Here is a 23,330-nt window from a genome sequence, read left to right as displayed (position 1 = left end):
GCCGCACGGCAGAAGAAGACAGAAGAAGGCGGAGGTGCCGTTCACGTGGCGTCCAATGTCAATCCCACCGTCCGACGCCGCCGACTGGGCATGGAGTTGCGCAAGCTCCGCGAGGACAAGGGCATGACGGCCGAACAGGTCGCCGAGCGCCTGCTGGTCTCCCAGTCGAAGATCAGCCGACTGGAGAACGGCCGCCGTTCCATCAGCCAGCGCGACGTCCGCGACCTGTGCGACGTGTACGAGGTCGAGGACCGCCGGCTCGTCGACTCCCTCATGCAGATGGCGAAGGACTCCCGCCAGCAGGGCTGGTGGCACGCCTTCGGCGACATCCCGTACAGCGTGTACATCGGCCTGGAGACGGACGCGGCCAGCCTGCGCACCTACGAGCCCCAGATGGTTCCGGGCCTGCTCCAGACCCCGGAGTACGCCCAGGCCCTCATCCGCGGCGCGCTGCCCGAGACCGCCCCGCTCGACGTGGAGAAGCGCGTCCAGGTCCGGATGCACCGCCAGAAGCGGCTCTCGGAGACCGACAACAACAACCCGGACGTGGGACCCCTGCGGCTGTGGGCCGTCATCGACGAGGCGGCGCTGCGCCGGCACGTGGGGGACGCCCAGCTGATGATCCGGCAGCTGGAGTACTTGATAGAGCAGTCGGAGCAGCCGTACATCACGGTGCAGGTGATGCCGTTCACGATGGGCGCGCATCCGGGCATGAACGGCCAGTACGCGATCCTGGAGTTCCCGGACGCGTCGGACTCGACGGTGGTCTACATCGAGGGCGTCACGAGCGATCTGTACCTGGAGAAGGCCAACGACGTCCAGAAGTACAGCGTGATGTACGAGCACCTGCGCGCCCAGGCGCTCAACGTCGAGCAGACGCGGCAGTTCATCGGCGAGATCATCGACGGCTATGCGGGCAAGGGGAAGTAAAAGCCCGGAAAAGGGCGCAGGTCGCGAGGAGGGCCCGTACGGTACACCGTCACTCCCCGGCCACAGAAGGCCTGAATGGAATATGCCACCCGGTCGGGTGAACGTCCCCTTCGCCCATCGGGAGGTGCGGGTAGCGTCGATCACGTCGGCCGGAAAGAACGAATTCGGCCGACGCCCCACCGGCACTACTCGCTGAACCGGAGAGAAACATGGCTATTCGTCAGGGCGCCACCGAAAACTGGGTCAAGTCCTCCTACTCCGGCGGGAACGGCGCCTGCGTCGAGGTCAAGTCCCCCCTCGTGGAGGCCATCGCGGTCCGCGACTCGAAGGTGCAGGACGGCCCGTCCCTCACCTTCGCGCCCGGCTCCTGGACCTCGTTCGTCGCCGACGTCACCGAGGGCCGGATGGGCCGCCTCGCCTGAACGTCACGGCATGCGTCCCAACCGCCTCGGATCGACTGATACCAACAGCAGCACCAGCAGTACCAGCAGCACCGGTACCACCCAGTGGAGCCCTCTCGACCGGCACGCCGTCCTGGCCGAGGGGGCTCGGCCATGCCCGGGCCCGGGCCGCTACCTGAGCTGATCGACGTACCGGTCGGTCCCCGGCACCGTCGGGATGAACGGCGCCACCAGCTCGACCCGCCCCAGCCCGGCCCCCGCGACCTCCGCGTCCAGTCCCTGGAAGCGGTCCCAGCAGGTCCGCGGATCGGCCTCCAGGAACCAGAGCAGTGTCAGGCGGGTGTCGACCCCCTCCACCTGCTTGACGTAGGTCATCCGGTCGCCGGGCAGCGGTGTCGGCCGGAAGAGCGTGACCATCGCGGCCGGTGAGCCGTGCAGCCGTTTCGGCAGGGCGCTCGACCGCAGCCACTCCAGCAGCTCGGCCCGCTGCTCCGGCCCGTCGGCGTCGACGACCTGGACCACGAGCCCGGCGTACGGGTGGTCCAGGGCGTGGAAGTCGCGGGGGCCGGCGGCGCCGTCGCGGTAGACGGTGGCCTGGTGGTCCTGGAAGGACGTGAAGACGTGCGTCCGGTCCTGGTAGACGCGGCCGTCCCGGTTGAGGCGTTTGTTGATGCCGACGGTCCACTTCATGTGCTCGTCGTAGCGGCCCTCGGTGACCCAGTACGTCGAGATGTAGCAGCCCGCCGTGACGGGCTGGGCGACCGCCGACTTCTCCGGGTAGCGCAGCTCCTGGAGGTCGCGGGTGGCCACCCAGCGGCGGCCTGCGTACATCCACGGCATGGCCATGGCGCCGGCGTAGTAGTGGTCGTCCTCGTACCAGCGGTTGTACGCGAACTCGTGGCCCGGGTGGGGTTCCACCATGGTGATCAGCGCGTGGCCGGGGTGGACGCCGTAGGGGCCGACCGCCGCGAGCCCGGCGTAGTCCTCGACGCGGGTGTCCTGTCGCCTGTCTGTCGTCATGGCACCGGTCTAGCTGATGCGACGTCAGATCGGGAGGGGTCGGGAGGGGTCGGACGGTCCGGGACCACCGCGGGCCCCGTCCTTTTCACCATGCGATACATAGATGCCGTGTACAAGCTTCTCTGCCTACGATGCGCGCACCCCGACTCCGAGGAGCCACCGTGCCTGCCGCCGCCGCCACTTCCGCCGTCGCACCGCCCTCGTTCGCCGCCCGCGCCACCTCGGTGGAGGGCTCCCCCGTACGCGAGATCCTCGCGCTCACCGAGCGCCCCGGGGTGATCTCCTTCGCCGGCGGCCTCCCCGCGCCCGAGCTCTTCGACACCGAGGGCCTGCGGGCCGCCTACGACTCCGCGTTCGCGGCGTCGGCGCGGCGCGCGCTCCAGTACTCCACCACCGAGGGCGTCCCGGAGCTCCGCGAGGCCGTCGCCGCCCGTGCCACCGCGCGCGGCCTGGCCACGGGCGCGGGCGACGTCCTGGTCACCTCGGGCTCCCAGCAGGCCCTCACCCTCATCACCGGCGCCCTGGTCGAGCCCGGGGACGTGGTGCTGGTCGAGAACCCCACCTACCTCGCGGCGCTGCAGTGCTTCGGGCTGGCCGGGGCGCGGGTGGTGCCCGTTCCGTGCGACGAGGAGGGGATCGTCCCGGACGCGCTGGCCGATCTCGTCCTGCGGGAGCGCCCGAAGCTGCTCTACACGATCCCCACCTTCCAGAACCCGACCGGCCGCACCCTGCCGGCCGCCCGCCGGGCGGCGGTCGCGGAGACCGCGGCGCGGCTGGGACTGTGGCTGGTGGAGGACGACCCGTACGGAGAACTCCGCTACGAGGGCACGGACCTCCCCTGGCTCGCCGCCCACCCGGGGGCCGAGGACCGCACGGCGCTGCTCGGCAGCTTCTCGAAGGTGATGGCGCCGGGGCTGCGACTGGGCTGGCTGCGGGCGCCCGCGGCGCTGCGCCGGGCCGCGGTGGTCGCGAAGCAGGCGGCGGACCTCCACACCTCGACCGTGGACCAGCTGGCCGCGGCCCACTACCTCGCCACGGCCGACCTGGACGCCCACGTCGCCCGGGTCCGCACGGCGTACCGCTCCCGCCGCGACGCCCTGCTGGCGAACCTCGGCGAAGCCCTCCCGGCGGGCTCCACGTGGAACCGTCCCGAGGGCGGCATGTTCGTCTGGGCGCGCCTCCCCGAGGGCCACGACGCGACGGCCCTGCTCAGGACGGCCGTCGCCCACGACGTCGCCTTCGTCCCGGGAGCCCCCTTCTTCACGGGCGTCCCGGACCCGCGCACCCTGCGCCTGTCCTTCACGACGCACACCCCGGAGGAGATCGCGGAGGGCGCCTCCCGCCTGGGCGCGGCACTGGCGGAACACCGGCTGACGGTCTAGTGCTGGAGGGCGACCTTCAGCAGCACGATCAGCGCCCCGAGCAGGAGGTTGACCGCGCCGGCGGCCGCCATCAGGCCGCGCGTGGCTCCGGCGCGGCTGGCGGCCACCATCGACCAGCCCACCTGGCCCGCCAGCGCCACGAAGAGGGCCAGCCAGGCCATCCCTCTCACTCCCAGCCCGAACAGCGGGCTGACGGCCGCGGCGAGGGCGGGCGGGACGGCGGCCTCGATGATCGGGCGTTCCTCCCTGGCCATGCCGCGGACCGCGTGCCAGCTGAGGTGGCGCACGATGCGGGCCCCGAAGAGGCGCGCGAAGACGTGCGCGGCCCAGAAGACCACACCGGTGCTGAGCAGCAGCACGACGAGGTGCAGGCGGGGAAACGTCTCGGGCACTCCGGCGCCGACCACCACGGAGGCGGCGAGCAGCGAGCCGTAGACGGCGCCGGAGTAGTCGCCGCGCGGCGCGCCGGCCTCCTCGGGCCGGGCGGAGGACCCGGTGGCACGGCCGCGGCCGTCGCGATGGGCCACTTCGGTTCGCCCTCCATTCCGCGGGGGACAGCGGGGACCCCGGATACGGCTCATTGTGGGGGCGCCCACGTGTCAGGGCATCCCGAACACTCCGGCGCCGGCGCCGCCCCGTCGGAACCGGGGACCCGAGCCGTAGGCCCACAGGCCGAGGCCGGACCGCAGGCCAAGCCTGAGGCCATCGCCGGGGACGGCCAGAGCCGGGGGCCGCAGGCCTCCGCCGGGCCGCAGGCCAGGACCGGGCCCCCGGCCAAGGCCGGGACCGGGCCCCGGCTCCCGCCAGGGCTCGCAGGACCGGAGCCCGCGGGGCCGGTGCCGGGGGCCGGAGGCCGAGCGCCAGGGCCCGCGGGGCCGGGGCCGGGCGGCCGGGGGTCGGAGGCCGGGGGATTGGGCTGGGGGCGGGTGGGGCCCTGGTGGCGGGGGGCTTCACATCGGGGCGGTGCGGTCGTACCCTGACGCACCGTCAGATCTTCCGCCCCGCCCCAGGAGGCACGGCATGCTGCTGCAAGGGAAGACCGTCATCGTCTCCGGCGTCGGGGCCGGGCTCGGGCACCAGGTGGCCGCGACCGTGGTGCGTGACGGGGGCAACGCCGTGCTCGGGGCGCGGACCGAGGCGAACCTCGCCAAGTCCGCCGCCGAGATCGACCCCGACGGCGTGCACACCGCCTACCGGACGACCGACATCTCCGACGAGGCGCAGTGCGAGGCGCTGGTCGCGCTCGCGCGGGAGCGGTTCGGCGGGGTCGACGCCGTCGTGCACGTCGCCGCGTGGGACTCGTACTTCGGCGGGATCGAGGACGCCGACTTCGGGACCTGGCAGCAGATCATCGACGTGAACCTGCTCGGCACGCTGCGGATGACCCGCGCCTGCCTGCCCGCGCTCAAGGAGAACGGCGGGTCCGTCGTCATCATCGGCACCCAGTCCGCCGTCGCCGCGCCCAACGAGGTGCAGCAGGCCGCCTACGCCGCCTCCAAGGGGGCCCTGACCTCGGCCATGTACTCCATGGCCCGGGAACTCGGCCCGCACCGGATCCGCGTCAACACCGTTCTGCCCGGCTGGATGTGGGGCCCGCCCGTGCAGGCCTTCGTCACCTTCAGCGCCCACACCGAGGGCGTGCCCGAGGCCGAGGTGCACCGGCGGCTCACCGACCGCATGGCGCTGCCCGACCTCGCCACCGACGGGGACGTGGCCGACGCCGCCGCCTTCCTCGCCTCCGACCGGGCACGGGCGATAACCGGCCAGTCGCTGCTGGTCAATGCCGGTGAGCTGATGCGATGACGCCCTCTGCCCGCGCCGACACGGATCGTATGCTCACCGCATGACCACTCCGAGTGACGCTCCGACCGGCAACGCGATGCGCCGTGCGCTCCGTCGGGCACGCGACGGCGTCGCGCTCGACGCGACCGAGGCGGCCGTACTCCTCCAGGCGCGCGGCGAGGACCTGAGGGACCTCGCCGCCTCCGCCGCACGCGTAAGGGACGCCGGGCTCGCCGCCGCCGGCCGGCCCGGTGTCATCACGTACTCCCGCAAGGTCTTCATCCCGCTGACCCGCCTGTGCCGCGACAAGTGCCACTACTGCACGTTCGTGACCGTGCCCGGCAAGCTCCGCAGGGACGGACACGGGATGTACCTCTCCCCCGACGAGGTCCTCGACATCGCCCGCAAGGGCGCGGCGATGGGCTGCAAGGAAGCGCTCTTCACCCTCGGCGACCGCCCCGAGGACCGCTGGCCCGAGGCCCGCGAGTGGCTCGACGCGCACGGATACGACGACACGCTCGCCTACGTGCGCGCCATGGCGATCCGCGTCCTGGAGGAGACCGGGCTGCTCCCGCACCTCAACCCGGGTGTCCTGTCCTGGTCGGACCTCCAGCGGCTGAAGCCCGTCGCGCCGTCCATGGGCATGATGCTGGAGACCACCGCCACCCGTCTGTGGTCCGAGCCCGGCGGCCCGCACCACGGCTCGCCCGACAAGGACCCGGCCGTACGGCTGCGGGTGCTGGAGGACGCGGGCCGCTCCAACGTCCCCTTCACCACCGGGGTGCTGATCGGCATCGGGGAGACCTACGAGGAACGGGCCGACGCCTTCTTCGAGCTGCGCCGGATCCAGCGCAGCTACCACGGCCTCCAGGAGTTCATCGTCCAGAACTTCCGCGCCAAGCCGGACACCGCCATGCGCGGCATGCCGGACGCGGAGCTGGAGGAGCTGGCCGCCGCGATCGCCGTCGCCCGGCACATCCTGGGCCCGAGCGCCCGCATCCAGGCCCCGCCGAACCTGGTGGACGGCGAGTACGCCCTGCTCATCGGTGCCGGCATCGACGACTGGGGCGGGGTCTCGCCGCTGACCCCCGACCACGTCAACCCCGAGCGTCCCTGGCCGCACATCGAGGAGCTCGCCGGGCGCACCGCGGCCGCCGGCTTCGAGCTGCGCGAACGCCTCACCGTCTACCCGGAGTTCCTGAAGCGCGGCGAGCCCTGGCTGGACCCGCGCCTGCTGCCGCACGTCCGCGCGCTCGCCGACGCGCAGACGGGCCTGGCCGACGAGTCGGCGCCGGTCGAGGGCCGCCCCTGGCAGGAGCCGGACGAGGGCTTCGCCGCCTACGGCCGCACCGACCTGCACACCGCCATCGACACCGAGGGCCGTACCGGCGACCGCCGCGAGGACTTCGACGAGGTGTACGGCGACTGGGAGGCGCTGCGGGAGATCGCGGCCCCCGGGATGGTGCCCGAGCGCATCGACACCGACGTACGGGCCGCGCTCGCGCAGGCCGCCGACGACCCGACGCGGCTCACCGACGAGCAGGCCCTGGCGCTGCTCCACGCGGACGGGCCGGCACTGGACGCGCTGTGCCGGATCGCGGACGACCTGCGCAAGTCGGTGGTGGGCGACGAGGTCACGTACATCGTCACGCGGAACATCAACTTCACCAACGTCTGCTACACCGGCTGCCGGTTCTGCGCCTTCGCGCAGCGCCGCACGGACGCGGACGCGTACACGCTCTCCCTGGAACAGGTCGCCGACCGCGCCGCCCAGGCGTGGGACGTGGGCGCGGTCGAGGTGTGCATGCAGGGCGGCATCCACCCGGACCTGCCCGGGACGGCGTACTTCGACATCGCGCGCGCGGTGAAGGAGCGGGTCCCCGGCATGCACGTGCACGCCTTCTCGCCGATGGAGGTCGTCAACGGGGCCACGCGCACGGGGATGTCCGTACGGGACTGGCTGACGGCCGCCAAGGAGGCCGGCCTGGACTCGATCCCGGGCACGGCGGCGGAGATCCTGGACGACGAGGTCCGCTGGGTCCTCACCAAGGGCAAGCTGCCGACGGCGGACTGGATCGACGTCGTCACCACCGCCCACGAGCTCGGCATCCGCTCGTCCTCCACGATGATGTACGGGCACGTGGACCAGCCGCGGCACTGGCTCGGCCACTTCCGCACGCTCGCCCGGATCCAGGAGCGCACGGGCGGCTTCACGGAGTTCGTCACGCTCCCCTTCATCCACACCAACGCGCCGGTGTACCTGGCGGGGATCGCCCGGCCGGGCCCGACGGTGCGCGACAACCGGGCGGTGACGGCGATGGCCCGGATCCTGCTCCACCCGCACATCCCCAACATCCAGACGAGCTGGGTGAAGCTGGGCGCGGAGGGCGCGGCGGAGATGCTGCGGTCCGGGGCGAACGACCTGGGCGGGACGCTGATGGAGGAGACCATCTCCCGCATGGCGGGGTCCGGTTACGGGTCGTACAAGTCCGTACAGGACCTCGTCGCGGTCGCGGAGGCGGCGGGCCGGCCCGCGAAGCCCCGTACGACGCTGTACGGGGAGGTCCCGCGGGAACGCCAGGAGGCGGCCCGCGCCTCGGACGGACACCTGCCGGAGCTGCTGCCGGTGCTGGACTGACCGCTCGCACGGGAAGGACCCGGCCGGAGTGCTCCCCGGCCGGGTGCTTCCCGGCACTGCTCGTCCGCTCAGCCGACGAGCAATTCCTTCTTGAGCCGCTTCAGCTCGCGGGCGTCGATGCCCAGGCCGTCCTTCAGGTAGTGGTCGAAGGAGCCGTACTGCGCCTTGACCTCGTCGTAGCCGGAGTTCAGGTACTCGGGGCGGACGTCGAGCATCGGCTTGTAGACGGCGGCCTGCGGGGCGGGCAGGCGGGAGAGGATCGCGTCGTTGGCGGCCTTGCGGTAGTCGTTGCTGGCCAGGTAGTCGGCCATCACGGTCTCGCCGGGGACGCCGAGGGCGGTGAGCAGGGCGGCGTTCGCCCAGCCGGTGCGGTCCTTGCCGGCGGTGCAGTGGAAGAGGGCCGTCCGGGCGTCGTCGTTGCGGATGCCGTCGAAGACCCGCGTGTAGGCCTTCTTGCCGCCCTCGCCGCTGACCATGGCCTTCTCGGCGTCGATCATGGCCTTGACGGCCTCGTCGGGGGTCTTGGGCAGGGTCTGGAACGAGCCGGAGCCCGCGAAGACGTCGGCGACGACGTAGGTGGCGCCGGCCGGGACCTTGTCGGCGTCCTTGGTGCGCTCGTCCTGCGTGCGCAGGTCGAAGACGGTCTTGACGCGCAGGCGCTGGAGCTTGGCCAGGTCGTTCGCGGTCAGCTTGTCGAGGGCGTCGGAGCGGTAGGCCTCGCCCATCTTGACCCACTGGCCGGTGGTGGTGCGGTAGCCGCCGGCGTCGCGGAAGTTGACGGCGCCTTCCAGCTTGACGAGGCGGTCGGCGAGGCGCAGGCCCTCGCCGCGCTCGGGGTCGAAGTCGAACCACTGTCGGTCGGCGGCGGGCAGCCCGGTGACGACGGCCTCGCCCTTGGCCCCGCCCTGGGCGACGACCTTGCCGTTCGCCTTGATCCGGACGTGCCGGGTGCCGGTGGCACTCCATTTGAGGGTGTACGAACCGCCGGCGCCGGCGGTGACGGAGGCCTCGGTGAAGGGGATGGAGGACCGGCCGTTGTCGTGGTGGTGGCCGGACCAGGGGAGCTCCCAGCCGGCGGAGGCGGCGGAGGCGGCGGAGGCGGGGACCGCGACCAGGGAGGCGGTGAGGGCGGAGGCGACGGCGGTCGCGGCGAGGAGGGCCTTCTTCATGCCGCCGAGACTGGGCGGCCGCGGGAAACCGCCGATGAACGAGACGTGGCCGGGACCGGCCGAGTCCACGACGAGTGGCAAAACGTGCCATCGGCCAGGTCGCGGCCGGAAGTGTTCGCTTTCCGGCCGTTCTCCCCTCGCTTCCGCGCCGCTGGGCACACTCGTTCCGGATTCGATCGGACGTGTCCACTACAGTGCGGGTTCGCGTGCGCGGCGGGAGGCCTGTGAGCCGGGGGTGGATGAAGTGATCGGTACGAACGGCACGAGGAACGACGACCCCGGCCCGGAACCGGCCCCCACGGGCGCCCCGGCGCACCTGCCGGCAGCGGCCCTGCCGGGCGGCCCCGCACCCGACCCGGCCGCGGCCGCCGCGCACCCCGCGGGAGCAGCCCCACCGGGCGCCACCCCCCTCGCCCCCGCGAGCCCGCCCGTGCCCGGAGCCGCCCCCGCCGGGAGCCAGGCGGCCCTGACCCCGCCGACCGGCACACCGACCGTCCCGGCGGCCCCCGCCACCGCGGCGACCCCGCCCGACGGCACGCCCGCCGCGGGCGTCCGCCCGACCGGGAGCACCCCGCCCCGCCCAACCGCCGCCCCCGCAGGCCAGGCGGCCCAGACCCCGCCGGGCGGCACCGCGGCCGCCGTCCACCTCGCGGCAGCGACCCCGCCCGACGGCACGCCCGTGCCCGGGGCCGCCCCCGCCGCGGGCCAGGCGGCGCCGACCCCGGCCGGGGGCACCGCGGCCGGGGCGGCGGCCCGTACGGCCAACCGGGCCGGCGCCACCGGCACCGCCACCGGGCTGTGGGGCCGGGCCGAGCAGCAGGACTTCCGCAGCCGGGTCCGCGGCACGCTCCTCGGCGCCGCCATCGGCGACTCCCTCGGCGCGCCCCTCGCCGGGCTCACCCTCCCCGCCATCCGCGAGGCACACGGCCCGCACGGCCTCGTCGAACCCGCCCCCGCGCACGGCCGCCGCGGCGCCGTCACCGCCGCGACCCAGCTCACCCTCTTCACCGTCGACGGACTCGTACGGGCCCACGTACGCCGTGACACCGGCGCCTGGCACCCGCCCACCGACATCCACCGCGCCCACCGCCGCTGGTGGGCGACCCAGAACGAGTGGGGCCCCGACGAGCGCCGCAAGGACAATGGCTGGCTCGCGCAGCAGGAGTGGCTCTATGTCCGCCGCGCCCCCGACCGCGCCTCCCTCACCGGCTTCGCTGACGACACCCTCGGCACCCTCGAACGCCCCAAGAACCCCACCGCCCAGGACGCGGCGGCCGCCGCCCGCTCCGCCCCGTTCGGCCTGCTCGTCGGCTGGGAGCCGGCCCTCGTGCTGCAGCTCGGCGTCGAATGCGCCGCCCAGAGCCACGGACACTCCACCGCGTACCTCGCCGCCGGCGCCTTCGCCGTCATCGTGCACGGCCTGACCCGCGGCGACTCCCTCGACTCCGCCGTCCAGCGCGCCCTCGGCCTGCTCGGGGCCCGCCCCGGGCACCAGCCCGTCACCGACGCCCTCCAGCGCGCCCTGTCCGCCGTCACCCGCGGCGCGCCCGGCCCCGAGACGGTCGAGGCACTCTCCCCCGGCGACGGCCGCACCGCCGACGAGGTCCTCGCCACCGCGGTGTACTGCGCCCTCGTCGCCGAGGACATCCCGCACGGCCTGCGCCTCGCCGTCAACCACGGCGGCGACTCCCCCGCCGCCGGCGCCCTGACCGGGGCCCTCCTCGGCGCCCAGCACGGCGAGACCGCCCTCCCGGCCGCCTGGCTCGCCGGCCTCGAAGGCCGCGCCACCCTCCTCGAACTCGCCGACGACTTCGCCCTGGAGATGACCCAGGGCCCGAGCCTCCACGGCCCCTCCGCCACCGGTGCCGGTGCCGTCACCGACAGCCCCTGGCTGTCCCGCTACCCCGCGCACACGACCTGACGCCCCCTCAACATTCGCACGTCCAGCCCGTACCGTTACGTCGACTCCCACGTCTCGGAGGTGCCAGCACATGCGGATCGCCACGACCGTCTTCCTGACCGACCGCACCGTCCCGCCCGTTCGCCTGGCCCGTGCCCTCGAGGAGCGCGGCTTCTCCGGCCTCTACCTCCCCGAGCACACCCACATCCCGGTCAGCCGCGTCAGCCCCGCCCCCATGGGCGGCGAGCTCCCGGAGATGTACGGCCGCACGCTCGACCCCTTCGTCGCCCTCGGCCAGGCCGCCGCCGTGACCGAGCGGCTGCACCTCGGCACCGGCATCACCCTCGTCGCCCAGCACGACCCCATCGCCCTCGCGAAGCAGGTCGCCACCCTCGACCACCTCTCCGGCGGCCGCGTCACCCTCGGCATCGGATACGGCTGGAACGTCGAGGAGGCCGCCGACCACGGCGTCGAATGGCGCACCCGCCGCGAACTGGTCCGCGACCGGATGGCCCTGATGCGCGCCCTGTGGGCGCCCGAGCCGACCGCGTACGTGGGCGAGTACTCCTCCGTCCAGGCGAGCGAGGCCCACCCCAAGCCGGTCCAGCCGGCCCGCGAACTCGCCCCCGGCACCCCCCTCCACGGCCCCCGCACCATGATCGGCGGCGCGCCGGGCCCGAAACTGTTCGCCGCCATCGCCGACCACGCCGACGGCTGGCTCCCCATCGGCGGCCGCGGCCTGACGGAGTCCCTGCCGGTCCTGCGCCAGGTCTGGGAGACGGCCGGCCGCGACCCGAAGTCCCTCCAGGTCGTCCCGTACGCCGTCCAGCCGACTCCGGGCAAGCTGAGCCACTACGCCGACCTGGGCATCGAGGAGGTCGTCCTCCAGCTCCCGTCGGCCGGGGAGGCGGAGATCCTGCGGGCGCTGGACGACTTCGCGCAGTATTTGTGAGGCGAACCGGCCCGCTGATCGCCTCGGTCAGCCGAGGATCCGGCGCACGGGCTGACCGGTAATGCGGGCGATGGTCTCGAAGTCGGCGTCCTGGTGGAGGACCGTCAGCTTGTGCTGCTGCGCGATCACCGCGACGAGAAGGTCGACCGGACTCGCGCACTGGTGACATCCCTCATCCGCCAGGCGCTGCTGAAGATCAGAGGTTTCCTCCCACGCGGAGTCTCGGGCCACGAAGTAGGGGAACGTCTCCCGGAGCAGGCCGTCTGCCTCGTAGTAGGCCGGACGGCCTCCCACTGCACGCAGAAACTCTTGCCGCACCGGTTCGCAGAGCCCCACGACCCCGGAGGTGACCACTTCGTCCCACACAGGACTGCCCTGCCCCCGGTAGAACCGGACGAGTGCGCTGGTGTCGATGAGGAAGCTCTCACTCACGCGACCGATCGTCCTCCTGGCCCGTTCTCGGCCTCGGCGTCGTCACCCTCGATCTCGGAGAAGTCGATCTCACCGTCGGACACCAACTGCCGCATGCGGGCCACCGCTGCGGCTCTGCGACGCCGGTCGGCAATCTCCCGCAGCGCGGCGTTCACGGTGTCCCGCTTCGTCGTAGTGCCGAGATGCCGGGCGGCTTCCGCCAAGGCCTCGTCGTCCAGGTCGATCACGGTCCGGGACATGATGACCTCCAAGGCGCGTATATACGATCCACAAAAAAGATATCACCGGCAGCTCAGCTCCGCCCACACCGTCTTGCCCATCAGCCGGTCCTGGACACCCCAGACGGCGAGCGCGTCCACGATCCGGAGCCCATAGCCCTCCTCGGCCTGATACGCATGCGGCCGCACCACCGGCCGGCGGTCCCCCCGCGCGTCCGACACCTCGACACGGAGGACACCCTCCAGCAACACCATCGTTTCTTCCTGAGCCGACCGGGTGGCCCAGCGGATCACCGTGCATGATCCGGGAAGTCCAGACGTGGCGGCCTCGCACTTCCTCGCCACCAGTGTCACAGCCACCGCTGCCGCCCTGGACGACCCCAAGCCCGCGCAGTCAGTCCGTCTCCGTCCCTGCCGGAGGGTTCGACTATGCGAGCGTCAACGCGCGCCGCATGGGCGGTCGTCGTCTGTACCGTCCCCTAGCCGTCCCAGCCCAGGATGAGCCGCAGACGCCGGACAGAGAGGAGCGCGCAGCGATCGTTGGCGGCTCATGTCCAGCCCCAATCGACCGTGGACGCCGTCAGGGCGAAGCGCGTAGCGATCTGGGGCGTGTCCAGCCCAGGACGGGTCGCAGACGCCGTCGGTGAGGAGCGCGTAGCGATTTGGGGCGCCCTTCCTGCCGGTCAGGCTCTTGTGGCCGAGGTGGGGAGGGGTCTCGGCCGCCTGCCCGGCCCGCAGGGCGAACAGGCGGGCCCGGGGAGGGGCTCGGCCCGCCCCCACCGCCTCGCGCATCGCTGACCGCCCCGTTTATCTGCTCTTCCGCCCGGCCCGTTCTTTTGGGGGTTTCCCGGCAGTCCTTGTCTTTCCGTGGCGGGACGGCCTGTCAAGGGTCGCCGCAGGCGATCGCGAAGCGACGCGACCGCAGGGAGCGCCCTTGACAGGGCGGCCCGACGCGGAAGGACTATGGGACTGACGGGAAACCCCCAACCCTTCCTCGCTCCCGACCAGCCGGGGCACCGACCGCCCCACCCCCGGCCCGCAGGCGCGGCCCGCGGGGGGAAAAGCCCCGCCCGCCCGCACCCCCCACCCCGTACCCTGCCCGCATGATCACTCCCAGCACCCACATCCGCGTCGCGCGGCCCTCCCTCGATCTCGAGGCCGCCGAGAGGTTCTACGTCGACGGGCTCGGGCTCGACGTCCAGTGGCGGTCCGCCTCCACCGCGCCCGGGGAGCACGATCTGCTGATGGTCGGGCCCGCCGGGGGCGGCTGGCACTTCGAGTTGACCCGCGACGCCGCCAACCCGACCACCCCCGCCCCCACCGTCGAGGACCTCTTCGTGGTCTACCTCGGTGAAACCCCCGACGAGGCCCTGGTGCAGCGGCTCGTCGAGCACGGCGGTACCCGGGTCGCCTCGCACAATCCGTACTGGGACGAGTGGGGCGTCACCATCGAGGACCCGGACGGCTACCGCCTCGTGCTGTCCTCCCGTACCTGGGGATAGTCCCGCATCACGACGCCTCCGCCTCCCAGAACTGCGACAGTGCCGCCTCCCTGTACGGCTGCGGCGTCACGCTCAGGTCGCCCGCGAAGGGGCGGTCCAGGGCGACGACCAACAACAGACTGAAGCCGATCAGCCCGGCCACCGCCGCCACGAACAGCAACTGCATCTTCAGGCTGCGCAGTCCGAACAGGAAGGTGAGCGGGATGATCACCAACGCGCCCCCGTACACCAGCACTTGCAGCAGGACCGGCAGTGAGGTCTCGGCCATGGAGATGCGGGCCCGGCGCTGCGCGGCCACGTCGTTGACGCGGCTGACGGCCTCGGCGTAGAAGGTTTCGGCGCGGGGCCCGCTCGGCTCGTACGCCTGGAGGGCCGCGTACAGGTCACGGGTCTGGACGGACGTGGCGTCGTAGCTCGGCCGCCCGTCGCGCATCAGCGGCCACTGGACCTCGACGACGGCGTGCGCGTAGGCGCCCACGGCCCGGTTGATGCGCACGCGGTCGGCCGCCGGGAAGGTGTCGGCGCTGCGTACGACCAGCGCCAGGTCGGTCGCCTCGGTGGCGACGATGTTCTCGGTGTTCTCCAGCTGCGTCCACAGGGTGACGACGACGAACGCGAGGATGATGCCGTAGATCGCGCCGAACATGCCGAGCGCGATCCCGACCATCTCGTTGTGGTCGCCGCTCGCGAGGTGCGGGAAGCGGCGGCGGGCGGCGACGCTGCCGGCGACGGCGAGGCCGGTGATGCCGCCGACGAGGAGCACCGCGATGACGAGCGTGCTGAGGTTGTTGAGCAGCCATAGGATCATGCGTTGCTCAACGACCGGCCTCCCCCGGAGGCAGCAGGGTGTGCGGGCTGAGCAGCCGATCCGGGTCCAGGGCCGCCTTGACCGAGCGCATCACGGCGATGTCGGCGGCCGACCGGGTCAGGTGCAGGTAGCGGGACTTGGCCCGGCCGATGCCGTGTTCGGCGCTGATGCTGCCGCCCGCCTCCGCGACCCGGCGCAGCACTGTCTCCGTCACCGGTTCCTCGTCGTCGGGGGTGACGTCGAGGAGGTTGACGTGGACGTTGCCCTCCGCGAGGTGTCCGAAGACGTACGGCCGGGCCCGGCCGGCCAGCAGTCCGGGCAGGTCCGCGACGAACCGCGGTAGGTCGGTGAGGGGCACGGTGACGTCGAGCTTGAGGGGGATCCCCTCGGCGTTGACGGACTCGGTGTGCCGCTCGCGGTAGGCGGCGAGGCGGTGGCGCTCCGGGGCACGCCGGCCGACGGCCACGTCCCGTACGTCGTCCGCCGCCTGCTCCAGCAGCGCGGCGAGTTCCTCGGCGGGGTCGTGCCGGGCCGCGCACTCCACCAGCACGTACACGGGGTGTCCGGTGCGGAAGGGCGCGGGCAGGCGGGCGTGCTTCAGGACGAGGGCCAGGCCCTCGGCGGTGAAGAACTCGGCGAGTTCGAGGGATTCGAGCCCCCGCAGGACCGCCAGCACTCGGACGGCGGCCGCGAGCGAGTCGAGGGCGAGCAGGGCGGTGACCCGCTCGGGCAGCTCCGGGACCAGGCGCAGCCGCGCCCGGGTGATGACGGCGAGGGTGCCCTCGCTGCCGGCGAGGAGGCCCGTCAGGTCGTAGCCGGTGTTGTCCTTGGGGAGCCCGGCGAGCCGGTCCAGGACGCTGCCGTCGGCGAGTACGGCCTCGACCCCGGCGACGTTGGCGCGGGTGGTGCCGTGGCGGACGACGCGCTCGCCGCCCGCGTTGGTCGCGATCATGCCGCCGAGGGTGGCCGAATCCCGGGAGGCCAGGTCGACGCCGAAGTCCCAGCCGTACGGGCGGACCCGGCGCTGCAGCTCCGCCAGTGCGGTGCCCGCGCCCACCGTCACCTGGCGGGCGTCGGCGTCGACGGGGCCGATCGTGTTCAGCCGGCGCAGTGACAGCACGACCTCGGTGCCGGAGCCGGTGGGGACGCTGCCGCCGACGAGTCCGGTGTTGCCGCCCTGCGGGACGACGGGGGCCCCGGCGTCCCGGCAGAGCCGGAGCGTCCGCGCGACCTGGGCGGTGTCGGCGGGCCGGACCACCAGGCGGGCGCGGCCGGTGTAGCGGCCGGTGAAGTCGGTCTCGTACGAGGCCCGCAGGCCCGGGTCGGTCAGCACGTGGGCGTCTCCGACGACGGCGGCGAGGTGCCGGACGAGCCGGTCGCGGTCCACGGGGTCCGCCGGGTCCAGCGGTGATCGGTGCTGCGGCTCGCTCATGATCCACACGTTAGGCCGGTGTCCGGTCGGCGACCAGCCCGGCCTGCGCCATGCGCTCGCCCGCCGCCACCCCGGCCCTGCGCGCGTGCGCGCGGGGGTGGGCCCGGCGCCGTGTCGGGCCGGGGAGGAGGGCCGGGGCGGCCGGCGGGGGCGGGTCAGCGGACCTTGGGGGCGCTGGGCAGCCCGGCGGACAGTGCTCCGCCGGCGCCGGCGAGGGAGGCGTCGGTGGCCTTGGTCGCGGATCCGGCGGCCTGGGTGGTGACGCCCACGGCGGTCTTGGTGTCCTGGACGGCCTGCGCGGGGTGGTCGACGATGTCGCCGACGCGCTCGGTGAGCGGGACGCCGTGGGGCATCCCGTCGGCGTGCGCGGCGACGGGGGTGAGTGCGAGGGCGGCGCCGCCGGAGAGGACCAGGGCGGCGAGGGTGCGCTTCATGGCATTCATGCCCAACCCAACGACCCCGCCGCGCCCGTGGTCACCGCCCGGCCCCACATTGGAGTGATCCGGCCGTCCTTCAGGAACCAGCCTCATAACACTTGCGTAATATGCCGCACCGGTCATACTCGGAGGGGAAGGCCAGTGGACTGGGATGTGATCATCGTGGAGCCTGCTCTTTCCTGGCTGCACACACTGCGTCAAGACGATCGGCCGACGCTCATCCAGATCAGCAAGGCCATCACGGCGCTGCGGCAGGAGGGCCCGGCCATGGGGCGCCCTCTCGTCGACACCGTCAAGGGGTCCCGGCTGGCGAACCTCAAGGAACTGCGCCCCGGGTCGAGCGGAGACAGCGAGGTGAGGCTGCTGTTCGTCTTCGACCCGCTGAGGCGCGCGGTCTTTCTCGTCGGCGGGAACAAGGCAGGCAACTGGCACGGCTGGTACCGCTCTGCGATCCCCAGGGCCGAGCAGGCGTACGAGCAATACCTGACGCAATCGGAGGAGGAAACGCCATGAGCCAGACGCCCGACCGCCCGACCCGGGCCGCACGCTGGGACGAGCTGGTCGAGGAATTCGACTTCTCTCCCGCCGAGCGGGCCGAGATCGACCGGGGCGCGGCGGAGATGATCGCCGTCGTCCGCGCGCACCGGCTGGCGGAGGTGCGCAAGCGGCAGCACACCACTCAGGTTCAGGTCGCGCAGGCCATGGGCGTCACTCAGGCCCGGGTCTCGCGGATCGAGAACGGTGAGCTGGAACGGAGTGAGGTCGAGACCCTCGCCGCCTACGTCCGCGCCCTGGGCGGCAGGCTGAAGATCGTCGCCGAGTTCGGCGACGAGCAGTACGTCCTGGGCTGACTCCATGAGCGCGCCACCCCGCCGACGCCCGCGGCCCCGGATCGGGGGATCGGTCCGGGGTCGCGGGGATGGCTCGGGTGGGGTGGGGGTGGGCGGGCGGTCAGTCCTCGACGATCAGGGAGGGGGTGGACTTCGTCAGGACCTGGCCGCGGAAGAAGGCCGGGCTGCGGCGTTCCGTGACGAACATGATGACCAGGCCGAGGGCCAGCAGGCCGACGCCGATGACGAAGACGCTGCCGACGCCGAAGACGTCGGAGCCGGAGCCGTAGGCCGGGTTCCAGGCGTCGATCAGGGTCTTGCCGAAGACTCCGGCCAGCAGCAGACCGCCCAGGACCGGGAAGACGCCCTTGAAGAACAGGTCCCGGGCGGAGCGGCGCAGCTCGCCGCGGAAGTACCAGGCGCAGGCGAACGCCGTCAGCGAGTAGTAGAAGCAGATCATCAGGCCGAGCGCGAAGATCGTGTCCGTGAGGACGTTCTCGCTGACCAGGGTCATGATCGTGTAGAACGCGCCGGTGGCGACGCCCGCCATGACGGTGGCGCGGCCCGGGGTCTTGAACCTCGGGTGGACCCTGGCGTAGGAGGGCGGCAGCGCCTCGTACGTCGACATGGCGAGGACCGTACGGGCCACCGGGATGAAGGTGGTCTGCAGGGACGCGGTGGCGGAGGCCAGGACGGCGACGAAGAGCAGGATGCCGAGCACCGGGCCCATCACCGGGCCGGCGAGGGCCGCGAAGACGTTGTCGGAGGTGTCCGGGTTGCCGAGGCCGAGGCCCTTGTCGCCGGAGCCGACGGCCATCTGGGCGGCGACGCCGGTGGCCAGGTACGAGCCGACCAGGACGACCATCGCGACGAGGGCGGCGCGGCCCGGGGTCTTGGCGGAGCCGGTGGTCTCCTCGTTGGTGGCCAGGCACGCGTCCCAGCCCCAGTACATGAAGATCGAGAGGGAGAGACCGGCGGTGAAGGCCTGCATGGACTCGACCGCGAAGGGGTTCATCCAGGACCAGGAGAAGTCCAGGCCGGTGTCGAAGGTGCCGGCGGAGGCCTTCTGGAGGGCCATCGCGACGAAGACGGCGAGCACGACGAGCTGGAGGCCGACCAGGGTGTACTGGACGCCCTTGGTGGCGGTCATGCCGCGGTAGCTGATCGCGGTGGCGGTGGCGATCAGGGTCAGGCAGGTGGCGATGTGGACGAGCTTGTTGTCGTCCAGGGCGGCGATCGACGGATTGCCCGTGATCTCGCCGGCCAGCAGCCAGAAGTAGGAGGTGGCGACGCCGGCCAGGTTGGAGAGCACGATGATCGTGGCGATCACCAGGCCCCAGCCGCACATCCAGCCGATCCGCGGGCCGAAGGCCTTGACCGTCCAGGTGAAGGAGGTGCCGCAGTCCGGCATGGCCTTGTTGAGCTCGCGGTACGCGAAGGCGACCAGGAGCATCGGGAGGAAGCCGGCGAGGAACACCGCGGGCATCTGGACGCCGACCTCGCCGGCCGTGGAGCCGAGGGTCGAGGTCAGGCAGTAGACGGGGGCGACGGTGGAGACGCCGATGACGGCGCTGCCCACCAGGCCGACGGATCCCTTGCCGAGGCCTTTGCCGCGCACGTCGCCCTCGCCCTGGGCGACGCCGCCTACCGTGTCTCCGGCCCGGGGCCGTACGTCCAGCTGAGTCATGGGTCAGGACGTTAGATGCTGCGCATTCCATATCTGGAGGGTTTGAGTCCGGATCCAGGACGAGCCAAGCCCCTTTGAACCTTGAGATCAAGACACTTCACCGGCATGTAATACAAGGTTCATCCAGGCATTCATCCCCAGATCGACAGGTGCCGGACAGCGGGTTCCGGTATGCGGAAACCGCACCTCTGCCCCTTTTGTTCGCTTTCAAACTTTCCCGTGTGACTGCGGTCACTCCTCCCTTGCCCGGATCCGGTCGTGAACCGGGCCGGCCGGGTCGGCCGGCCCGGTCGGCCCGGGGTCCGGGGTCCGGGGTCCAGGGGCTACGCCGTCCAGACGATCGACTGCATCTCGCTGTACGCGTGCAGCGCGTACGAGCCCACGTCGCGGCCCACGCCGCTGCGCTTGAAGCCGCCGAACGGGGCCTCCATGTTGCGGCCGATGGTGTTCACCCCGACCCCGCCCGCCCGCAGCCGCCGGGCCACGCGGAACGCCCGGGCCGGGTCCCCGGACCACACGTAGCTGAGCAGGCCGAAGTCGCTGTCGTTGGCCAGCCGGACCGCCTCGTCCTCGTCCCCGTCGAAGGGGACGACCACGACGACCGGGCCGAAGATCTCCTCGCGGACCACCCGCATGTCGTTCGTGCAGTCGACGAGGAGGGTCGGGGCCACGTAGAAGCCCTTGCCGCCCTCACCGACGACCGGGCGCTCCCCGCCGTGCGCGAGGCGCGCGCCCTCCTTCTTCCCCAGTTCGATGTAGGACTCCACGCGGTCCCGGTGCGCCGCCGAGATCACCGGGCCCACCACTGTGCCGCGCTCCCTCGGGTCGCCGACCTTCATGAAGGCCAGGTAGCCGGTGAGCTTCTCGATCAGCCGGTCGTAGACCGCCCGGTGGGCGATCACCCGCGTCGGGGCCGTGCAGATCTGGCCGGAGTAGAAGGAGAAGGTGGTGCCGATGCCCATCACCGCCGCGTCCAGGTCGGCGTCCTCCAGGACGATCGCCGCGCCCTTGCCGCCCAGTTCCATCAGCTGCCGCTTCATCGTGCGGCCGCAAACCTCGGCGATGCGCTGCCCGACGGCCGTCGAGCCGGTGAAGGACACCATGTCCACGTGCGGGGAGTCGACCGCGGCCTCGCCGACCTCGACCGACTGCCCGTTCACCACGTTGACCACGCCCGCCGGGACCCCGGCCTCCGCGAGCGCCTCGGCCATCTTGAACACCGACAGCGGGTCCTGCGGGGCCGGTTTCACGACCACCGTGTTGCCCATGGCCAGGGCCGGGGCCACCTTGCCCGCCGGGTTCGCCCACGGGTTGTTGTACGAGGTGATGCAGGTGACCACGCCGACCGGCTGGCGCACCTCCAGCGCGCCCAGCACGGACGCCTTCCCCATCGGGCCGGCCTCGGTGACCTGGGGCGGCAGCCCGCGCTCGACCGGTTCGAGGGCGCCCTTGGCGTACCGCCGGAAGCGGGTGACGCCGACGCCGACCTGCATGCCGCGCGCGATGCCGGTCGGGGCGCCCGTCTCGGCCTGGGCGAGGGCCGCCCACGGTTCGAACTCGCGCTGCATGATGTCGGCGGCCCGGTCGAGGATCGCCGCCCGCGCCTCGGGCGTCGTACGGGACCAGCTCTCGAAGGCCCCGGCGGCGGCGCGGGCCGCCTCCGCGACCTGTCCGCGCGAGGCCTCGGGGGCCAGGCCGACGACGGATTCGTCCGCCGGGTCGATCACCTCGTAGTGGCCGCCGTCGGGCTCCACCCACTCGCCGCCGATGTACAGCTTCTGCGCCCCGCTCATCGCGTGCTCACCGTCCTCGTGTCCCGGCCCGACCGGAGCACGATGCCCGGTACGGCCCCCGTCACCCGGTCGTCGCGGATGGTCTCCACGCCGTTGACCCGGACCGAGACGATGCCGATGGCCCGGGAGTCCAGCCGCGGGCTGTCGCCGGGCAGGTCGTGGACGAGGGTCGCGGGTCCCGCCTCGATGCGCTCGGGGTCGAAGAGGACCAGGTCCGCGTGGTAGCCCTCGGCGATGCGGCCGCGTTCGCGCAGCCCGAACAGCTGCGCCGGGTCGTCGGTGAGCATCCGTACGGCCTGCTCCAGCGACACCAGCTTGCGGCCGCGCAGGCAGTCGCCGAGGAAGCGGGTGGTGTAGGGGGCGCCGCACATGCGGTCCAGGTGCGCGCCGGCGTCGGAGCCGCCGAGCATGACGTCCTCGTGCTGCCAGGTCTCGGCGCGCAGGGCCCAGGTCGCCGGGTCGTTGTCGGTGGGCATGGGCCACAGGACGGTGCGCAGGTCGTCGTTGGCACAGATCTCGACGAGGCACTGGAAGGCGTCCTGGCCGCGTTCGGCGGCGATGTCGTTGACGACTCGGCCGGAGAGGCCCTCGTTCTCCTTGCTGTACGTGTCGCCGATGACGTACCGGCCGAAGTTGGCGAGGCGCCGGAAGACGCCGGCCTCCTTGCTGTCGGCGCGGCGCAGCATCTCGGCGCGTACGTCCGGGTCGCGGAGCTTCGCGATCCGTTCGGGTACGGGCAGGCCGAGGACCTCGCCCCAGCCGGGGATGAGGTTGAGCGCGCAGAACGTGCCGAGGGACATGTTCATGGGTGTCAGGATCGGCATGGTGAGGGCGACGATCCGGCCGCCGGCCTTGCGGGCGCGCTCGCTGGGGATCAGCTGGCGCGGCACCCGCTCGGGGACGGCGGCGTCGATGGTGAGGACGTTCCAGTTCAGGGGCCGGCCGGCGGCCGCGCTCATCTCGACGAAGAGGTCGATCTCCTCGTCGGAGAACTGGTCGAGGCAGCCGGCGACGATCGCTTCGAGCTGGGTGCCCTCGTGTTCTGCGACCGCTTTCGACAGGGCGAGGAGTTCGGCGGGGTCGGCGTGCCGGGAGGGGACGGGGGCGCCGTCGCCGTCGGAGTGCGTGGAGGACTGGGTGGTGGACAGTCCCCAGGCGCCGGCGTTCATGGCGTCGTGGAGCAGGTCGAGCATCTGCTGCAGTTGCTCGGGGGTGGGTTTGCCGCCGACGGCGGCCTCGCCCATGACGTGGCGGCGCAGGGCGCAGTGGCCCACCATGAAGCCGGCGTTGACGGCGATGCGGCCGTCGAGCGCGTCGAGGTACTCGCCGAAGGTGGACCAGGTCCAGTCGACGCCCTCCTCCAGGGCCGCCAGGGCCATGCCCTCGACCTTGCTCATCATGCGGCGCGTGTAGTCGGCGTCCTCGGGGCGGGCCGGGTTGAGCGGGGCCAGGGTGAAGCCGCAGTTGCCGCCGGCGACGGTGGTGACGCCGTGGTTCATGGAGGGGGTGGCGTACGGGTCCCAGAAGAGCTGGGCGTCGTAGTGCGTGTGCGGGTCGATGAAGCCGGGGGCGAGGACGAGTCCGGTGGCGTCCTCGGTGGTGCGGGCCTCTTCGGTGACGGTGCCGATGGCGACGATACGGCCGTCGCGTATGCCGAGGTCTGCGACGCGGGCGGGGGCGCCGGTGCCGTCGACGACGGTCGCGCCCTTGATGACGTGGTCGAGCATGACGTCCCTTCTCCGTTGCGTTGCCGTTTGCCGGCCGGCGGGGTGTGCCGGGTGCGGGTGCGGCGCCGTTGCCGGGGGCTCCGCCCCCGCGCCCCCGCGCCTCAAACGCCGGCGGGGCTGGGTGGTGTCCCCGGCCCGGGGCGGGTGGTGGCAGGTGTGGGGGAGCGGGGGCGCGCAGGGGCGTCCCCGCAGGAGGAGCGCGCAACCACGCTCAGGGGTCTTGCTGCGGCCGCAGGCGCGACGACGAGGAGTCGCCCCGGAGGGACCCCGCGGACCGACCCGCACCTCCG

At 72.7% G+C, this 23,330-nt stretch carries 22 protein-coding genes; 10 read left to right on the top strand and 12 right to left on the bottom strand.

What is annotated here, in order from left to right:
* Positions 1–45: 45 nt before the first annotated feature.
* The gene (locus tag ACZ6Y1_RS14140) at positions 46–930 is read left to right on the top strand and encodes a helix-turn-helix domain-containing protein (RefSeq protein WP_469627697.1); all 885 of its coding nucleotides are present in this window, start codon (positions 46–48) and stop codon (positions 928–930) included.
* A 209-nt stretch (positions 931–1,139) separates the two neighbouring features.
* The gene (locus tag ACZ6Y1_RS14135) at positions 1,140–1,352 is read left to right on the top strand and encodes a DUF397 domain-containing protein (protein WP_469627694.1); all 213 of its coding nucleotides are present in this window, start codon (positions 1,140–1,142) and stop codon (positions 1,350–1,352) included.
* A 150-nt stretch (positions 1,353–1,502) separates the two neighbouring features.
* Here the strand turns inward: ACZ6Y1_RS14135 and ACZ6Y1_RS14130 are convergent, their stop codons facing one another.
* The gene (locus tag ACZ6Y1_RS14130; protein ID WP_469627691.1) at positions 1,503–2,351 is read right to left on the bottom strand and encodes a hypothetical protein; all 849 of its coding nucleotides are present in this window, start codon (positions 2,349–2,351) and stop codon (positions 1,503–1,505) included.
* 131 nt (positions 2,352–2,482) lie between these two features.
* Between ACZ6Y1_RS14130 and ACZ6Y1_RS14125 the strand changes: the two genes are divergently transcribed.
* Positions 2,483–3,733 carry an aminotransferase-like domain-containing protein gene (locus ACZ6Y1_RS14125; RefSeq protein WP_469627688.1) on the top strand — a complete coding sequence of 417 codons (1,251 nt, stop codon included), beginning with the start codon at positions 2,483–2,485 and terminating at the stop codon, positions 3,731–3,733.
* On the opposite strand, the gene ACZ6Y1_RS14120 is transcribed toward ACZ6Y1_RS14125, so the two are convergent.
* A complete protein-coding gene (locus ACZ6Y1_RS14120) occupies positions 3,730–4,260 on the bottom strand; it encodes a hypothetical protein (RefSeq protein ID WP_469627686.1) in 531 nt (176 codons plus the stop codon). The two genes, ACZ6Y1_RS14125 and ACZ6Y1_RS14120, sit on opposite strands and share 4 nt — an antisense overlap.
* 493 nt (positions 4,261–4,753) lie before the next feature.
* On the opposite strand from ACZ6Y1_RS14120, the gene ACZ6Y1_RS14115 reads away from it, so the two are divergent.
* Positions 4,754–5,536: an SDR family oxidoreductase gene (locus ACZ6Y1_RS14115; protein ID WP_469627683.1), complete on the top strand. Its 783-nt coding sequence runs from the start codon at positions 4,754–4,756 to the stop codon at positions 5,534–5,536.
* 40 nt (positions 5,537–5,576) lie between these two features.
* Positions 5,577–8,153, top strand: coding sequence for a bifunctional FO biosynthesis protein CofGH (locus tag ACZ6Y1_RS14110; RefSeq protein WP_469627680.1), 2,577 nt, complete (start codon positions 5,577–5,579; stop codon positions 8,151–8,153).
* A gap of 68 nt (positions 8,154–8,221) precedes the next feature.
* On the opposite strand, the gene ACZ6Y1_RS14105 is transcribed toward ACZ6Y1_RS14110, so the two are convergent.
* Positions 8,222–9,322: a tyrosine-protein phosphatase gene (locus ACZ6Y1_RS14105; RefSeq protein ID WP_469627677.1), complete on the bottom strand. Its 1,101-nt coding sequence runs from the start codon at positions 9,320–9,322 to the stop codon at positions 8,222–8,224.
* Positions 9,323–10,118: 796 nt separating this feature from the next.
* Here ACZ6Y1_RS14105 and ACZ6Y1_RS14100 point away from each other — a divergent pair.
* Positions 10,119–11,243, top strand: coding sequence for an ADP-ribosylglycohydrolase family protein (locus ACZ6Y1_RS14100; RefSeq protein WP_469628282.1), 1,125 nt, complete (start codon positions 10,119–10,121; stop codon positions 11,241–11,243).
* A 70-nt stretch (positions 11,244–11,313) separates the two neighbouring features.
* Positions 11,314–12,174: a TIGR03619 family F420-dependent LLM class oxidoreductase gene (locus ACZ6Y1_RS14095; protein ID WP_469627674.1), complete on the top strand. Its 861-nt coding sequence runs from the start codon at positions 11,314–11,316 to the stop codon at positions 12,172–12,174.
* 27 nt (positions 12,175–12,201) lie between these two features.
* Here the strand turns inward: ACZ6Y1_RS14095 and ACZ6Y1_RS14090 are convergent, their stop codons facing one another.
* From ACZ6Y1_RS14090 to ACZ6Y1_RS14080, 3 genes are read right to left on the bottom strand one after another with little or no spacing between them, the layout of a single operon-like run.
* Positions 12,202–12,606, bottom strand: a complete 405-nt coding sequence (locus tag ACZ6Y1_RS14090) for a PIN domain-containing protein (RefSeq protein ID WP_469627671.1) — start codon at positions 12,604–12,606, stop codon at positions 12,202–12,204.
* Positions 12,603–12,845 carry a type II toxin-antitoxin system VapB family antitoxin gene (locus tag ACZ6Y1_RS14085; protein WP_469627669.1) on the bottom strand — a complete coding sequence of 81 codons (243 nt, stop codon included), beginning with the start codon at positions 12,843–12,845 and terminating at the stop codon, positions 12,603–12,605. Before ACZ6Y1_RS14085 ends, ACZ6Y1_RS14090 begins: the two co-directional genes overlap by 4 nt.
* A gap of 42 nt (positions 12,846–12,887) precedes the next feature.
* Positions 12,888–13,079: an ATP-binding protein gene (locus ACZ6Y1_RS14080; protein ID WP_469627666.1), complete on the bottom strand. Its 192-nt coding sequence runs from the start codon at positions 13,077–13,079 to the stop codon at positions 12,888–12,890.
* A gap of 848 nt (positions 13,080–13,927) precedes the next feature.
* On the opposite strand from ACZ6Y1_RS14080, the gene ACZ6Y1_RS14075 reads away from it, so the two are divergent.
* On the top strand, positions 13,928–14,326 hold the full coding sequence (locus tag ACZ6Y1_RS14075; RefSeq protein ID WP_469627663.1) for a VOC family protein: 399 nt from the start codon (positions 13,928–13,930) through the stop codon (positions 14,324–14,326).
* 7 nt (positions 14,327–14,333) lie between these two features.
* Here ACZ6Y1_RS14075 and ACZ6Y1_RS14070 read toward each other — a convergent pair whose 3' ends face one another.
* From ACZ6Y1_RS14070 to ACZ6Y1_RS14060, 3 genes are all read right to left on the bottom strand, one after another.
* Positions 14,334–15,134: a bestrophin-like domain gene (locus ACZ6Y1_RS14070; protein ID WP_469627660.1), complete on the bottom strand. Its 801-nt coding sequence runs from the start codon at positions 15,132–15,134 to the stop codon at positions 14,334–14,336.
* 7 nt (positions 15,135–15,141) lie between these two features.
* Positions 15,142–16,566 carry an FAD-binding oxidoreductase gene (locus tag ACZ6Y1_RS14065; RefSeq protein ID WP_469627657.1) on the bottom strand — a complete coding sequence of 475 codons (1,425 nt, stop codon included), beginning with the start codon at positions 16,564–16,566 and terminating at the stop codon, positions 15,142–15,144.
* A gap of 155 nt (positions 16,567–16,721) precedes the next feature.
* On the bottom strand, positions 16,722–17,009 hold the full coding sequence (locus ACZ6Y1_RS14060) for a hypothetical protein (protein ID WP_469627654.1): 288 nt from the start codon (positions 17,007–17,009) through the stop codon (positions 16,722–16,724).
* Positions 17,010–17,144: 135 nt separating this feature from the next.
* On the opposite strand from ACZ6Y1_RS14060, the gene ACZ6Y1_RS14055 reads away from it, so the two are divergent.
* Entirely contained in the window at positions 17,145–17,516 is a 372-nt protein-coding gene (locus tag ACZ6Y1_RS14055; RefSeq protein WP_469627651.1) for a type II toxin-antitoxin system RelE/ParE family toxin, read from the top strand.
* Positions 17,513–17,854: a helix-turn-helix domain-containing protein gene (locus ACZ6Y1_RS14050; RefSeq protein ID WP_469627648.1), complete on the top strand. Its 342-nt coding sequence runs from the start codon at positions 17,513–17,515 to the stop codon at positions 17,852–17,854. The genes ACZ6Y1_RS14055 and ACZ6Y1_RS14050 overlap by 4 nt, the downstream gene beginning before the upstream one ends.
* Positions 17,855–17,954: 100 nt before the next feature.
* On the opposite strand, the gene ACZ6Y1_RS14045 is transcribed toward ACZ6Y1_RS14050, so the two are convergent.
* The 3 genes from ACZ6Y1_RS14045 to ACZ6Y1_RS14035 all read right to left on the bottom strand — a co-directional run bounded on the left by ACZ6Y1_RS14045 (position 17,955) and on the right by ACZ6Y1_RS14035 (position 23,325).
* Positions 17,955–19,520 carry an APC family permease gene (locus ACZ6Y1_RS14045; protein WP_469627645.1) on the bottom strand — a complete coding sequence of 522 codons (1,566 nt, stop codon included), beginning with the start codon at positions 19,518–19,520 and terminating at the stop codon, positions 17,955–17,957.
* 323 nt (positions 19,521–19,843) lie between these two features.
* Positions 19,844–21,313, bottom strand: a complete 1,470-nt coding sequence (locus ACZ6Y1_RS14040) for an aldehyde dehydrogenase family protein (RefSeq protein WP_469627643.1) — start codon at positions 21,311–21,313, stop codon at positions 19,844–19,846.
* The gene (locus ACZ6Y1_RS14035) at positions 21,310–23,325 is read right to left on the bottom strand and encodes an N-acyl-D-amino-acid deacylase family protein (protein ID WP_469627640.1); all 2,016 of its coding nucleotides are present in this window, start codon (positions 23,323–23,325) and stop codon (positions 21,310–21,312) included. Before ACZ6Y1_RS14035 ends, ACZ6Y1_RS14040 begins: the two co-directional genes overlap by 4 nt.
* Between the last annotated feature and the right edge of the window lie 5 nt (positions 23,326–23,330).

The sequence above is a fragment of the Streptomyces sp. NPDC053432 genome (assembly GCF_055585365.1).
This window is presented reverse-complemented; position numbering and strand designations above follow the sequence as displayed.